Below are 12,736 nucleotides of genomic sequence, written 5' to 3' on the forward strand. Positions count from 1 at the left end.
GCTCAACTGGGAAGCGGAAACGCCTATCTTCTCTGCAAGTTCCTTTTGTGTGATATGGTTCCCGTTGCATAAATCGGAAATCCGCTGTCCGGGTGTTCCGGGTAAAGCCATAGATACGCACCTACTCCACACACTTCCATTATACAGAATGATTGCAAAAATGCAATTACCAAAGTGTAAACTTCATCAAAATGAAGCGGTCAAAGGTGAGGACGGAAGCCGGGAACAGGAGGTAGAAATCTTCTACCGCTTTATCGGCAAAATTGATTAAATGACATCAATATCTTTAACTATGTGATACCGGCACGACGACGCCGGACATCCAGCTCCTGCCGGACATCGCCATCTTCTTTGGCGTCACGCTCGACGAGCTGTTCTGCCTGACGGACGACAACGAGCTCGACCGCATCCAGAACCAGATCTGGGACAGCCGCCTGCTGCCGCAGGCCGAGCTGGAGCGGGCCGAGCGCTTTCTGCAGTCGCGCATCGAGGCGGGCTACCGCCCCGGCCGCTGCTGGTGCCTGCGCGCCCAGCTGCACAACCATCAGGCGCAGCAGCACCACGCGCTGGCGGCGGAATATGCCAGGCAGGCGCTTGCCGTCAGCCCGACGGAGAAGGACGCCCACAGCGAGCTCTGCGAGGCGACCGGCGGCACGTTTGGCGACTGGTGCGTGCACAATCACGCCCTGCGTATCGCCTATTACCGCGAATTCGTCGCGGCGCACCCGGATTACCCGCGCGGCTACCTCTGGCTGCTCGACGACCTCATCGCGGACGGCCGCCTGACGGAGGCGCGGGACTATCTTGTCCAAATGGCCCGCGTGGACGACAGCTACCGCGTGCCGCTCTACCGCGGGAAAATTCTGCGTGCCGAGGGGCGCATGGAAGAGGCGCGTGCCTGCTGGGCTGAGATGGAGGAGCGATTCCCGGACGAATGGCTCGTCAGCCTGTCGCTCGGCGATCTGGCGGCGGAGCTGCAGGACTATGACGCGGCAGAGCGCTATTACCGCCGCGCCCTGACGCAGCAGGCCCCGCCGCGCTATGTCGACGCGCTGGAGTCGCTGGCCATTCTCCGCGAGCTGCGGGGCGACACCGCCGGGGCCATCGCTGCGCGGGAGGAGCAGCTGGAGCTTTACCGCACGGAGTGGAGCTTCACGGAGGGCGAGACGGCCGACAGCGTCCGGCGCGACATCGCCCGCCTGCGCGAACAATTATAATTATAATATTATAATAGGGTATTTTCTTCGACGTACATGCCGCCGGAGAAAATGATTTCCACTTTTTTGCGCTTGCGAGCGCAAACTCTGCGAAGCTTTTTTAACATTCTGAGGGAGCTCAGCTGCAGGACTGAGCTCTCCGTTTTTTTGCCTGCTGGTATCAAATCCGCCTGTCGGGAAATACTGTGACTATTCCCGTTTGATGGGAACAGTAAAACGACCGGAGGATACGGAGCCATGCAGGGCAAGGTGGAGATCTGCGGCGTGAATACGGCGCATCTGAAAACGCTGAAAAACGACGAAATGGTGGAGCTGCTGCGGCGCAGCCAGGCGGGGGATCAGGCGGCGCGCGAGCGCCTCATCGAGGGAAATCTCCGCCTCGTGCTGTCGGTCATCCAGCGCTTTCTCGGGCGCGGGGAGAATCCGGACGACCTGTTTCAGGTCGGCTGTGTCGGCCTCCTGAAGGCCATCGCCAATTTTGACGTGAATCTCAACGTCCGCTTCAGCACCTACGGCGTGCCGATGATCGCGGGCGAGATCCGCCGCTATCTGCGCGACAACAGCGCCATCCGCGTCAGCCGCTCCATGCGCGACACGGCCTACCGCGTGCTGCAGTGCCGCGAGGCCATGCAGGCCGAGCAGTCGCGCGAGCCGACGCTCGAGGAGGTGGCACAGCGGCTGGAGCTGCCGCTTGAGACCGTGAATACGGCCATGGACGCCATTTCCGTGCCCGTCTCGCTCTATGAGCCGGTCTACACGGATGGCGGCGATCCGCTGACCGTTATGGATCAGGTGCGCGACACGAAGAATACCGACGAGCAGTGGGTCGAGCGCATCGCGCTGCGCGAGGCCATCTCCACGCTCGGCGAGCGGGAAAAACGCATTCTGGCCCTGCGGTTTTTCGACGGCCGGACCCAGATGGAGGTCGCTTCCGAGGTCGGCATCTCGCAGGCGCAGGTCTCCCGGCTGGAGAAGAATGCCATCCGTACACTTCGGAAAGCGATCTGCTAGTGGATATCCTGCATATTCCGTTCCGCCGCCGCATAGAGTGTGGCAGACGAAATGGGGCAGGTGATCCGATGGAAGACCGGTTTTCCTCGCTGCGCTGCCGCGAGGTCATCAATATCTGCGACGGCTGCAGGCTCGGCTGCGTGTCGGACGTGGTCATCGATCTGAAGTGCGGCCGCGTGGCCGCGCTCGTCGTGCCCGTGCCGTGCCGCCTGTTCGGCCTGCTTGGCCGCCGCGATGACTATGTTATCCCGTGGGAGCAGGTCCGCCGTGTCGGCGCGGACATTATTCTCATTGAGTCCGAGCTGGATAAGACCCGCTGTCCCCGCCGGAAGAAGGAATTTTTCTGAGAAATCGGAAAAATCGGACCAGTTTTTCGCAAAAAACGCTTGAAAACTGAAACTTCCTCCTGTATAATAGTACGGCGTGGGCAAAGGCCCGCAAATTCAGAACCCACACAGCCCGGGATGCTCCGTCCCAGTGCCGCCTCGGCGGTGGACGGGGAAGAGGAACGGACTGGAGGTCAAAACAAAAAGGAGAAACACAAAATGGCAGTCGTATCTATGAAGAGTCTGCTCGAAGCAGGCGTCCACTTTGGTCATCAGACCAGACGCTGGAACCCCAAGATGGCTCCGTACATCTACACGGAGCGCAACGGCATCTATATCATCGATCTGCAGAAGACCGTCAAGAAGATCGAAGAGGCCTACAACTTCGTCCGTGATCTTGCCGCCAACGGCGAGAACATCCTGTTCGTCGGCACGAAGAAGCAGGCGCAGGACGCCATCAAGGAAGAGGCGGAGCGCGTCGATCAGTATTATGTCAACGCCCGCTGGCTCGGCGGCATGCTGACGAACTTCAAGACCATGCGCACCCGTATCGACCGTCTGGCTCAGCTGCGCAAGATGCAGGAGGACGGCACGTTCGCCATGCTCCCCAAGAAGGAAGTCATCAAGCACGAGGGCGAGATCGCCAAGCTCGAGAAGTATCTCGGCGGCGTGAAGAACATGAAGAAGCTCCCCGGCGCCCTGTTCATCGTTGACCCCCGCAAGGAGCGCAACGCCATCGCCGAGGCCCGCAAGCTGCACATCCCCATCGTCGCCATCGTCGATACGAACTGCGACCCGGACGAGATCGACTATGTCATCCCCGGCAACGATGACGCCATCCGCGCCATCCGCCTGATCGTCGCCACTATGGCTAACGCCGTGCAGGAAGGCCGTCAGGGCGAGGCCAACACCGAGGCCGCTCCGGCTGCCGAGGCTGCTGCCGAATAATCCCATCCGGTTCATTGGAAACCAGACGCCCGCCGCGTGCGGCGGGCGTTTTTTCGAAACAGAAGATACAGGAGGATATAACCATGGCATTTACTGCTGCTGATGTCAAGAAACTGCGTGAAATGACCAACGTCGGCATGATGGACTGCAAGAAGGCACTGTCCGAGAATGACGGCGATATGGACAAGGCCATTGAGTGGCTGCGCGAAAAGGGCCTGGCGAAGGCCGCCAAGAAGTCCAGCCGCATCGCTGCCGAGGGCATGGCTTACGCCACCGTCGAGAACGGCGTCGGCGTCGTCGTCGAGGTCAATGCCGAGACCGACTTCGCTTCCAAGACCCCGCTGTTCGTCGATTTTGTCAAGGATATCGCCAAGGTCGTCGCTGCGGACGCTCCCGCAGACATCGAGGCCCTGAAGAACTGCAAGTACCCCGGCTCCGAGCTGACCGTCGGCGAGATGATCCCCGAGAAGGTCATGGTCATCGGCGAGAACATCCAGATCCGCCGCTTTGCCCGCTTCCCGGAGAACTTCAGCGTCGCTTACGTCCATGCGGGCGGCAAGATCGGCGTCCTCGTCAACCTCGAGGTCTCCGGCGGCATCGACGCGACCGTGATCGGCAAGGATATCGCCATGCAGATCGCCGCTCTGAACCCGCGCTTCTGGGATAAGAGCCAGGTCAGCGAAGACGTGCTCGCAGAAGAGAAGAAGATCCTCGTCGCCCAGATGGACAACGACGAGAAGATGGCCTCCAAGCCCCTGCAGGTCAAGGAGAAGATCGCCGCCGGCAAGATGAACAAGTTCTTCGAGGAGAACTGCCTCCTGCAGCAGGCGTTCGTCAAGGACGGCAGCGTCACGGTCGAGCAGTATATGAACAGCGCTGCCAAGGCGCTGGGCGGCTCCGTGAAGTTTGTCGACGCCGTTCGCTTTGAGAAGGGCGAGGGCATCGAGAAGAAGGTCGACGATTTCGCCGCTGAAGTCGCCGCCGCTGCCGGTCTGGCAAAGTAATTCAAGATCGCACAGCTTATCCCGCCGGGTCTCCCGGCGGGATTCAGCTTGTCAAAAAAGTCCCTTTGGACTTTTTCGCCAAGCTGCTTCCAGAATTGCAAAATCAAATTTTGCAGCATGATTTTGCAATTCTGCCGCTGCGGCGGGTTATTTGACGCGAAAGGACACCCTGACGGTTTCCTTTCACACTTTTCTTCCCTCCGAAATTTTCGGCTGGGCAGGTTTTTTTGACAGTCTGCATCCCGCCGGGTCTCCTGGCGGGATTTTTCTATTTTGTAGGGGAGCGGCATGCCGCTCCCGGCGGTACGCTGCCGACCCGAACAGACTATTGTTAAAATGGAAATGGCCCCAGATTTGTCATTGCGAGGGCGCTTTGCGCCCGTGGCAATCTCGAGAAGGCACTGGCGATTCGCACAGGCCACCGTTAAAATGGTATGCACCGATTGCGTCTGTAGCGGCGCTCAGTGAGCGCCATGGGCAGTTGCAAATATGGAGGCATTCCCGGCGAATGTGCAATGCCTCCAAGTTTGTCATTGCGAGGGCACTTTGCGCCCGTGGCAATCTCGCAGTACCCGGCAGAATCACAGGAAAGCTATCGGCGAAATCGCAACTGCCTGCCCGAGATTGCCACGTCGGCCTGCGGCCTCCTCGCAATGACAAACTTGGGGGCCTCGCGCCGCTGAATTGCTGCTGTACTACCTGCAACTGCCTTAGGCGCTCAGGGAGCGCCGCTGCAGCCGAGCCGTCCAAATATCCGGGTATGCATCCCCGGAAATGCGGGAAAGCTGTCGCTGTGGGAGGGTTCACAAAACGTTCAAAAAAAACTTCCGTTTGGGTATTGACAAAGTTGCGTTTGGGGGGTATAGTTAGCTTAGCACTCAGGGGTACGGAGTGCTAAAGGAAAACAAGGAGGTCAAAGCCATGGAGCTTTCGGAGCGCAAACAGAAGATTCTGAAGGCCATTGTCGACCTCTACATCCGCAGCGCAGAGCCGGTCGGCTCCAAGACGATCGCCGCGCTGCCGGACATGAACTTCTCCTCTGCGACCATCCGCAACGAAATGGCCGAGCTGACGACGCTCGGCTTTCTGGAGCAGCCGCACACGTCGGCCGGGCGCATCCCGAGCCCCGCGGGCTACCGCTTCTACATCGACCGTCTGATGCAGGATTACCGCCTCTCCGTCGACGAGACGCAGAGCATCAATCAGGCCATGGAATCGCGTATGCAGGAGCTGGACAAGGCCATGAGCCAGGTCGGCAAGCTCGTCTCCAAGCTGACGAACCTCCCGGCCTATACCATGACGGCTCCGGCCGGGGAAGTGACTGTCCGCCATTTCGAGATCATCCTCGCGGACGCCGGGAGCTTCATTCTCGTGGTCATGACGTCCGATGAAAACGTCAAGAACCGCCTCATCAAGCTGCCGCTGCATGTGACGGAGCAGGACCTCAAGCTCCTGTCCGCCGTGCTCAATGCGAGCCTCACCGGGCTTCCCGCCTCCGGCTTCACGCCAGAGGTCATGAACCGCGTGACGCGCAGCGCAGGCGCCGCAGCGAGCCTCGTGCCCGTCATCGTCGATTTTACGACGCATGTGCTCGAGGAGGCTCATCGCTCGGAAATTTACCTTACCGGGCAGAACCGTCTGCTGGGCCAGCCGGAATATCAGGACCTGACCAAGGCACAGGAGGTGCTCGGCGCACTGGATGAAGACACGCTCTCCAACCTGCCCGCCCGGCTCGATCCGGACAGCCCCGTTCAGATCCTCGTCGGCCCGGAAAACGTTGCGCAGGAGCTGAAGGATACCTCCGTCGTCGTGACGCGCTTTGACATCGGCGACGGCATGCAGGGCATGATCGGTGTGGTCGGCCCGCAGCGCATGGATTACGCACAGATCACCGCACGATTAAGCTACTTTGCCGAAGGGCTTGGCCGGATGTTCGGCAAGCCGGAGCTGCCCGCGGCCCCGAAGCCGGAGGTGCACGAGGCAAAGGAGGAGGAATAAATTTTGGCAAAGAAACACGAAGAACCCGAAAAGAACGAGAAGGAGCCTGCCGCTCCGGAGGCCGCCAAGCAGGCGGAAGCGCCGAAGCAGCCGGAAGGCTCCAAGCAAAAGGCCGAGTCCAAACAGCCCGATGCGCTGGAGCAGGCCAAGGCCGCGCAGGCGCAGGAGCACGATCAGTTTCTGCGGCTGGCTGCAGAATATGACAACTTCCGCAAGCGCACGCAGCGCGAAAAGGACGGCATCTATCAGGATGCCGTTGCTGATACGGTGAAGAAGTTCCTTCCCGTCTATGATAACCTCGAGCGGGCCCTGCATCACGAGACCGCAGACGAGGCCTATAAAAAGGGCGTGGAGATGACCCTGACAGAGCTTGTCAAGATCCTCGACGCGCTGGGCATCAAGCCCTTCGGCGAAGCGGGCGAGACCTTCGATCCGCAGCGCCACAATGCCGTGATGCACATCGAGGACGAGAGCCTCAGGGAAAACGTCATCGCAGAGGTTTTCCAGACCGGCTTTGCCCACGGCGATAAGGTCATCCGCTTCGCCATGGTGAAGGTCGCAAATTAAATCAGTAAGTTACTTCTAAGTTACTTCTTTGGGAGGATTTGAATTATGGGAAAAATTATTGGTATTGATCTTGGCACGACGAATTCCTGTGTCGCCGTGATGGAAGGCGGCGAGCCCGTCGTTATCGCGAATGCCGAAGGCAATCGCACCACTCCGTCCGTTGTTGCATTCTCGAAGACCGGTGAGCGTATGGTCGGTCAGGTCGCAAAGCGTCAGGCCGTTACGAACGCAGACCGCACGATCTCTTCGATCAAGCGCCACATGGGCACCGACTATAAGGTCGACATCGACGGCAAGAAGTACACCCCGCAGGAGATCTCCGCTATGATCCTGCGCAAGCTGAAGGCGGACGCCGAGGCTTACCTGGGCCAGCCTGTGACCGAAGCGGTCATCACCGTCCCGGCTTACTTCAACGACGCTCAGCGTCAGGCCACGAAGGACGCAGGCAAGATCGCCGGCCTGGAGGTCAAGCGTATCATCAACGAGCCGACGGCCGCTGCACTGGCCTACGGTGTCGATAAGGAATCCTCGCAGAAGATCATGGTCTATGATCTGGGCGGCGGCACGTTCGATGTCTCCATTCTGGACATCGGCGACGGCGTCATCGAGGTCCTTGCCACGAACGGCAACACCCACCTCGGCGGCGATGATTTCGATCAGTGCATCATCGATTACCTTGTTGCCGAGTTCAAGAAGGCCGAGGGCATCGACCTCTCCGGCGATAAGGTTGCCATGCAGCGCCTGAAGGAAGCTGCCGAGAAGGCGAAGATCGAGCTGTCCGGCGTGACGAGCTCCACCATCAACCTGCCGTATATCACGGCGGACGCCACCGGCCCGAAGCATCTGGATGTCACGCTGACGCGCGCAAAGTTCAATGAGCTGACGGCCCACCTCGTGCAGGATACGCTAAAGCCCGTCCGTCAGGCCATGGCAGACGCCGGTCTGAAGGCAAGCGACCTGAGCAAGGTCCTGCTCGTCGGCGGCTCGAGCCGTATCCCGGCCGTGCAGGAGGCTGTCAAGAGCATCACCGGCAAGGAAGGCTTCAAGGGCATCAACCCCGATGAGTGCGTGGCTGTCGGCGCGGCCATCCAGGGCGGCGTCCTTGGCGGCGACGTCAAGGGTATGGTCCTGCTGGATGTCACCCCGCTGTCCCTCGGCATCGAGACCATGGGCGGCGTGTTCACCCGCCTGATCGATCGCAACACCACCATCCCGACGCACAAGAGCCAGATCTTCTCCACCGCTGCAGACGGCCAGACCTCCGTTGAGGTCCATGTCCTGCAGGGCGAGCGTGAAATGGCTGCCTACAACAAGACGCTGGGCAAGTTCCAGCTCACCGGCATCGCTCCGGCGCCCCGCGGCGTGCCGCAGATCGAGGTCAGCTTCGACATCGATGCCAACGGCATCGTGAATGTCTCCGCAAAGGACCTCGGCACCGGCAAGGAGCAGAACATCACCATCACCGCTTCCTCCAACCTCTCCAAGGAGGACATCGACAAGGCCGTCAAGGAGGCCGAGCAGTTCGCCGCTGAGGATAAGAAGCACAAGGATGAGGTCGATACCCATAACGCAGCCGATCAGGTCATCTACCAGACGGAGAAGACCCTGAACGAGCTTGGCGACAAGGTCTCCGAGTCCGAGAAGGCGCCTGTGCAGGCCGCTCTCGAGGATCTGAAGACGAAGAACAAGGGCAACGACATCGAGGCCATCAAGGCCGCGACCGACGCCGTGCAGAAGGCGTTCTACGCCATCTCCGAGAAGCTGTATCAGCAGGCCACCCCGCAGCAGGGCGAGGCCAACAACGGCGGTGCAGCGAACAACGGCGGCCATGACGACGGCGTAGTCGATGCGGACTACGAGGAAGTCAAGGATTAAGGACGAATGTATGCGGCAGGCGGCGGCTTCGGCCACCGCCTGCCCTGCGTCGGCCGCCCGAAAGGGTATCAGGAGAGGTGAGCAGCATGGCAAATGAGAACAAGCGAGATTATTATGAGGTCCTTGGCCTCAAAAAGGATGCGACGGACGCCGATATCAAGCGCGCCTACCGCAAGCTTGCCGCGCAGTATCATCCGGACGTGAACCACGATCCGGGCGCGGAAGAAAAATTCAAGGAGATCAACGAGGCCAACGAGGTGCTCTCCGATCCGGATAAGCGCGCGCGCTACGATCAGTACGGCTTCGCGGGTGTCGACCCGAATTTCAACCCGAATGCGGGCGGCAGCCCGTTCGGCGGGGCAGGATTCGGCGATTTCGGCGACCTCGGCGATATTTTCGGCAGCTTTTTCGGCGGCGGCGGCCGCAGCACGCGCCGCAGCGCCAGCGCCCCCATGCAGGGCGACGACATCGGCGCGCGCGTTGAGCTGACGTTTGAAGAGGCGGCCTTCGGTGCGGAGAAGGAGGTCACGGTCTCTCGCGTGGAGGACTGCGACCAGTGCCACGGCAGCGGCGCAGCTCCCGGCACGAGCGCCGAGACCTGCCCGCGCTGTAAGGGCACGGGCTCCGTGCGCACGCAGCAGAATTTCATGGGCATGACCATGCAGTCCACGGCGGCCTGTCCGGATTGCCGCGGCACCGGCAGGATCATCCGCACCCCGTGCAGCCGCTGCAAGGGCAAGGGCAAGGTGCGCCGCAGCCACAAGCTGATGGTGAAGTTCCCCGCCGGTATCGACGACGGCCAGACGCTGCGCGTGCGCGGCGAGGGAAACACCGGCCTCAACGGCGGCCCGAACGGCGACCTGATGGTCACGGTCAGCGTCCGCAGCCACCCGCTGTTCACGCGACAGGGGCAGGATGTCTACTGTGAGATGCCCATCACGTTTACGCAGGCTGCCTGCGGCGCGGAGGTCGAGGTGCCGACGCTCGACGGCAAGGTCCGCTATACGATCGGCGAGGGCACGCAGACCGGCACGACGTTCCGCCTGAAGGGCAAGGGCATCCCTTATGTCAACGGGCGCAGCCGCGGCGACCAATATGTCACCGTCGTCGTGGAGACGCCGACCCGCCTGACGCGCGAGCAGAAGGATCTGCTGCGCAAGTTCGAGGAGGCGACTTCCGAAAGCGCACAGCCAAAACGAAAGAAGTTTTTTGAAAAGCTGCGGGACGCCTTCGACAAATAAGGGCAACGCCGCATAATTGCATCTTCGGCCTTCGTCGGATATTTTTCGCCGACCCATCGGTTTGGAAAGTTTGATGTACACAAAGTACATCTGCACTTTCCAAATCTCGTCTCGACAAAAAATCTCTCGCCGAATGCTCTCGCTGAATTGTGCGGTGTTGCCATATGCAAAAAATTACCATGCGGCCGCTGTAATGCGGCCGCTTTTTCCGGGAGAAAATCGATGACCCTGAACGGCAGAAGCATCCAGATCCCTGACCCGTGGTCCGGGCGATCCGTTTGACCGAATCACGACAGAAAGGATCGATCTTTGAATTTGAATAACCCGTTTGCTTCCATGCGGGCCAGAGACTGGGCGCTCTGGCTCGGTTCGCTGGCCGTTGTGGCCGTGTCCAACTTTCTCGGCGGCGACGTTGACCCGCTGACGCTGATCGCCGCCCTGACCGGCGTGACGGCCCTGATGCTCGCGGCCAAGGGGCAGGTCTTCGCGCAGTATCTCATGATCGTGTTCTGCCTGCTCTACGGCGCCATCTCCTGCCGCTTTCGCTACTGGGGCGAGATGCTCACCTATCTCGGCATGAGCCTGCCCATGGCGGTCTGGTCCGCCGTGACGTGGCGGCGCAACACGGCGCACGAGGTGGGCAGCGCCGTGGCCATCCGCCGCCTGACCGGCCGCGACCTGACCCTGCTCGTGCTGGCCACCGTCGCGGTGACGGCCCTGTTCGGCTGGCTGCTGGCGGCGCTCGATACGCCGAACCTCGGCTTCAGCATCCTGTCCGTCGCCACGAGCTTTCTCGCGGCCGCCCTGACCATGCTCCGCTCGTCGTATTATGGCCTCGGCTACGCGGCGAACGACATCGTGCTCGTCGTGCTGTGGGTGCTGGCCTCGTGCGAGGACCCAGCCTATATCCCCGTGGCGGTGAATTTCGGCATCTTCCTGTTCCATGACTTCTATGGCTTTCTCAGCTGGAAAAAGCGCGAGCGCCATATGGCCCAAACTGCATAAAAACCGGCGCGCTGCGGGTCCCGCAGCGCGCCATTTTCCTTTCTATCAGCCCTTTGCGGCGGCGAAGCCCGCCTCGAGGTCGGCGATGAGGTCATCGGCATGCTCCGTGCCGATGGACAGGCGGATGGTGTTCGGGCGGATGCCCTGATCGAGCAGCTCCTCCGGCGTGAGCTGGGAATGCGTCGTCGTGGCCGGGTGGATGACGAGGCTCTTGACGTCCGCGACGTTGGCCAGCAGGGAGAAGATCTGCAGGTGGTCGATGAAGCGGTGCGCCTCGGCCTCGCCGCCCGCGATCTCAAAGGTGAAGATGGAGCCGCCGCCGTTCGGGAAGTACTTCTGATACAGCGCGTGGTCCGGATGGTCCGGCAGCGACGGATGGTTGACGCGCGCGACCTGCGGGTGCGCCGCCAGCCACGAGACGATTCTCTTCGTGTTCTCCGCATGGCGGTCGAGGCGCAGCGAGAGCGTCTCGATGCCCTGCAGCAGCAGGAAGGCGTTGAACGGGGAGATGGTCGCGCCGGTGTCGCGCAGGAGAATGGCGCGGACGTAGGTCACAAAGGCTGCCTTGCCCGCGGCCTGCACGAACGAGATGCCGTGATAGCTGGGGTTCGGTGCAGCAAGCTGCGGATAGCTGCCGCTGGCCGCCCAGTCGAACGTACCGGCGTCGACGATGATGCCGCCGAGCGTCGTGCCGTGGCCGCCGAGGAACTTCGTGGCGGAGTGGACGACGATGTCCGCGCCGAGCGGGATGACCTTGACCCAGTAGGGCGTGCCGAACGTGTTGTCGATGACGAGCGGCAGGCCGTGGCGGTGGGCGACGGCGGCAATGGCCTCGATGTTCGGAATATCGCAGTTCGGGTTGCCCAGCGTCTCAAGATAGACGGCGCGGGTGTTCGGCTGGATGGCCGCCTCGACCGCTGCGGCGTCGTGCGCGTCCACGAACGTCGCCGTGATGCCGTACTGCGGCAGCGTGTGTGCCAGCAGGTTATAGGTGCCGCCGTAGATCGTCTTCTGCGCGACAATGTGGTCGCCCTGCCGCGCAAGCGCCTGAATGGTATAGGTGACGGCCGCTGCGCCGGAGGCAGTGGCCAGAGCGGCCACGCCGCCCTCAAGGGCCGCCACGCGCTGCTCGAGCACGTCCTGCGTGGAGTTCGTCAGGCGGCCGTAGATGTTGCCCGCGTCCGTCAGGCCGAAGCGGGCCGCAGCCTGCGCGCAGTCGCGGAACACATAGGATGTCGTCTGGTAGATGGGCACGGCGCGCGCGCCGGTGGCGGGATCGGGCTGCTCCTGTCCGACGTGAAGCTGCAGGGTCTCAAAATGATAGCTCATGGGGATGTCTCCTTTGTGATTCTTTCAGATCGTATGGACGGGATTTTTCCGTCCGCCGGTATTCCGGCAACAAAAAAGCCGGGGCTGAAAACAGCTCCCGGTCAGAGAAACGGTCATGGAGTGCGGCTCCTCACTCACGGCATGCTCCGCGCATGGCAGCACGCCCGGCCAGTTCTTCTGCCCGGGAGCCCAGCATTCGTTCTGCTGCAAAGAAC

Annotated in this window: 13 protein-coding genes; 11 read left to right on the forward strand and 2 right to left on the reverse strand. The window is 61.2% G+C overall.

Going from position 1 to position 12,736, the window contains the following annotated elements; translation table 11 throughout:
* Positions 1–271, forward strand: a 271-nt coding sequence (locus tag ACMKFF_RS06325; protein WP_419496413.1) for a hypothetical protein, incomplete at its 5' end; no start/stop codon positions are given.
* Between the two features lie 19 nt (positions 272–290).
* Here the strand turns inward: ACMKFF_RS06325 and ACMKFF_RS06330 are convergent.
* The gene (locus ACMKFF_RS06330; RefSeq protein ID WP_419496414.1) at positions 291–626 is read right to left on the reverse strand and encodes a hypothetical protein; all 336 of its coding nucleotides are present in this window, start codon (positions 624–626) and stop codon (positions 291–293) included.
* A 45-nt stretch (positions 627–671) separates the two neighbouring features.
* On the opposite strand from ACMKFF_RS06330, the gene ACMKFF_RS06335 reads away from it, so the two are divergent.
* The 10 genes from ACMKFF_RS06335 to pnuC all read left to right on the forward strand — a co-directional run bounded on the left by ACMKFF_RS06335 (position 672) and on the right by pnuC (position 11,192).
* Positions 672–1,217 carry a tetratricopeptide repeat protein gene (locus tag ACMKFF_RS06335; RefSeq protein ID WP_419496415.1) on the forward strand — a complete coding sequence of 182 codons (546 nt, stop codon included), beginning with the start codon at positions 672–674 and terminating at the stop codon, positions 1,215–1,217.
* A gap of 237 nt (positions 1,218–1,454) precedes the next feature.
* Positions 1,455–2,228: an RNA polymerase sporulation sigma factor SigG gene (sigG, locus tag ACMKFF_RS06340; RefSeq protein ID WP_419496416.1), complete on the forward strand. Its 774-nt coding sequence runs from the start codon at positions 1,455–1,457 to the stop codon at positions 2,226–2,228.
* Between the two features lie 68 nt (positions 2,229–2,296).
* Positions 2,297–2,575, forward strand: coding sequence for a PRC-barrel domain-containing protein (locus ACMKFF_RS06345; RefSeq protein WP_349135249.1), 279 nt, complete (start codon positions 2,297–2,299; stop codon positions 2,573–2,575).
* 198 nt (positions 2,576–2,773) lie between these two features.
* On the forward strand, positions 2,774–3,502 hold the full coding sequence (gene rpsB, locus ACMKFF_RS06350; protein ID WP_349134474.1) for a 30S ribosomal protein S2: 729 nt from the start codon (positions 2,774–2,776) through the stop codon (positions 3,500–3,502).
* A gap of 83 nt (positions 3,503–3,585) precedes the next feature.
* On the forward strand, positions 3,586–4,506 hold the full coding sequence (gene tsf / locus ACMKFF_RS06355) for a translation elongation factor Ts (RefSeq protein WP_367927794.1): 921 nt from the start codon (positions 3,586–3,588) through the stop codon (positions 4,504–4,506).
* Positions 4,507–5,427: 921 nt separating this feature from the next.
* Positions 5,428–6,504 (forward strand): heat-inducible transcriptional repressor HrcA, encoded by a 1,077-nt coding sequence (gene hrcA / locus ACMKFF_RS06360; RefSeq protein WP_349134459.1) that lies wholly within the window; start codon positions 5,428–5,430, stop codon positions 6,502–6,504.
* Between the two features lie 3 nt (positions 6,505–6,507).
* Positions 6,508–7,071 carry a nucleotide exchange factor GrpE gene (locus tag ACMKFF_RS06365; RefSeq protein ID WP_419496417.1) on the forward strand — a complete coding sequence of 188 codons (564 nt, stop codon included), beginning with the start codon at positions 6,508–6,510 and terminating at the stop codon, positions 7,069–7,071.
* Positions 7,072–7,116: 45 nt separating this feature from the next.
* On the forward strand, positions 7,117–8,946 hold the full coding sequence (gene dnaK / locus ACMKFF_RS06370) for a molecular chaperone DnaK (protein WP_419496418.1): 1,830 nt from the start codon (positions 7,117–7,119) through the stop codon (positions 8,944–8,946).
* 86 nt (positions 8,947–9,032) lie between these two features.
* Entirely contained in the window at positions 9,033–10,187 is a 1,155-nt protein-coding gene (gene dnaJ, locus ACMKFF_RS06375) for a molecular chaperone DnaJ (protein WP_419496419.1), read from the forward strand.
* 309 nt (positions 10,188–10,496) lie between these two features.
* Complete coding sequence (pnuC, locus tag ACMKFF_RS06380) at positions 10,497–11,192, forward strand: nicotinamide riboside transporter PnuC (RefSeq protein ID WP_419496420.1); 696 nt, start codon at positions 10,497–10,499, stop codon at positions 11,190–11,192.
* 45 nt (positions 11,193–11,237) lie between these two features.
* Here the strand turns inward: pnuC and ACMKFF_RS06385 are convergent, their stop codons facing one another.
* Positions 11,238–12,521 (reverse strand): O-acetylhomoserine aminocarboxypropyltransferase/cysteine synthase family protein, encoded by a 1,284-nt coding sequence (locus tag ACMKFF_RS06385; protein ID WP_419496421.1) that lies wholly within the window; start codon positions 12,519–12,521, stop codon positions 11,238–11,240.
* Positions 12,522–12,736 lie beyond the last annotated feature (215 nt).

The organism is Faecousia sp. (assembly GCF_048519415.1).
Classification (GTDB): domain Bacteria; phylum Bacillota; class Clostridia; order Oscillospirales; family Oscillospiraceae; genus JAZOXB01.

Excerpts from the sequence above, each read along its gene's own strand:
- tsf (WP_367927794.1), top strand. The coding sequence starts at position 3,586 with ATGGCATTTACTGCTGCTGATGTCAAGAAACTGCGTGAAATGACCAAC.
- ACMKFF_RS06385 (WP_419496421.1), bottom strand. The coding sequence starts at position 12,521 with ATGAGCTATCATTTTGAGACCCTGCAGCTTCACGTCGGACAGGAGCAG.
- hrcA (WP_349134459.1), top strand. The coding sequence starts at position 5,428 with ATGGAGCTTTCGGAGCGCAAACAGAAGATTCTGAAGGCCATTGTCGAC.
- dnaK (WP_419496418.1), top strand. The coding sequence starts at position 7,117 with ATGGGAAAAATTATTGGTATTGATCTTGGCACGACGAATTCCTGTGTC.
- ACMKFF_RS06345 (WP_349135249.1), top strand. The coding sequence starts at position 2,297 with ATGGAAGACCGGTTTTCCTCGCTGCGCTGCCGCGAGGTCATCAATATC.
- rpsB (WP_349134474.1), top strand. The coding sequence starts at position 2,774 with ATGGCAGTCGTATCTATGAAGAGTCTGCTCGAAGCAGGCGTCCACTTT.
- sigG (WP_419496416.1), top strand. The coding sequence starts at position 1,455 with ATGCAGGGCAAGGTGGAGATCTGCGGCGTGAATACGGCGCATCTGAAA.
- dnaJ (WP_419496419.1), top strand. The coding sequence starts at position 9,033 with ATGGCAAATGAGAACAAGCGAGATTATTATGAGGTCCTTGGCCTCAAA.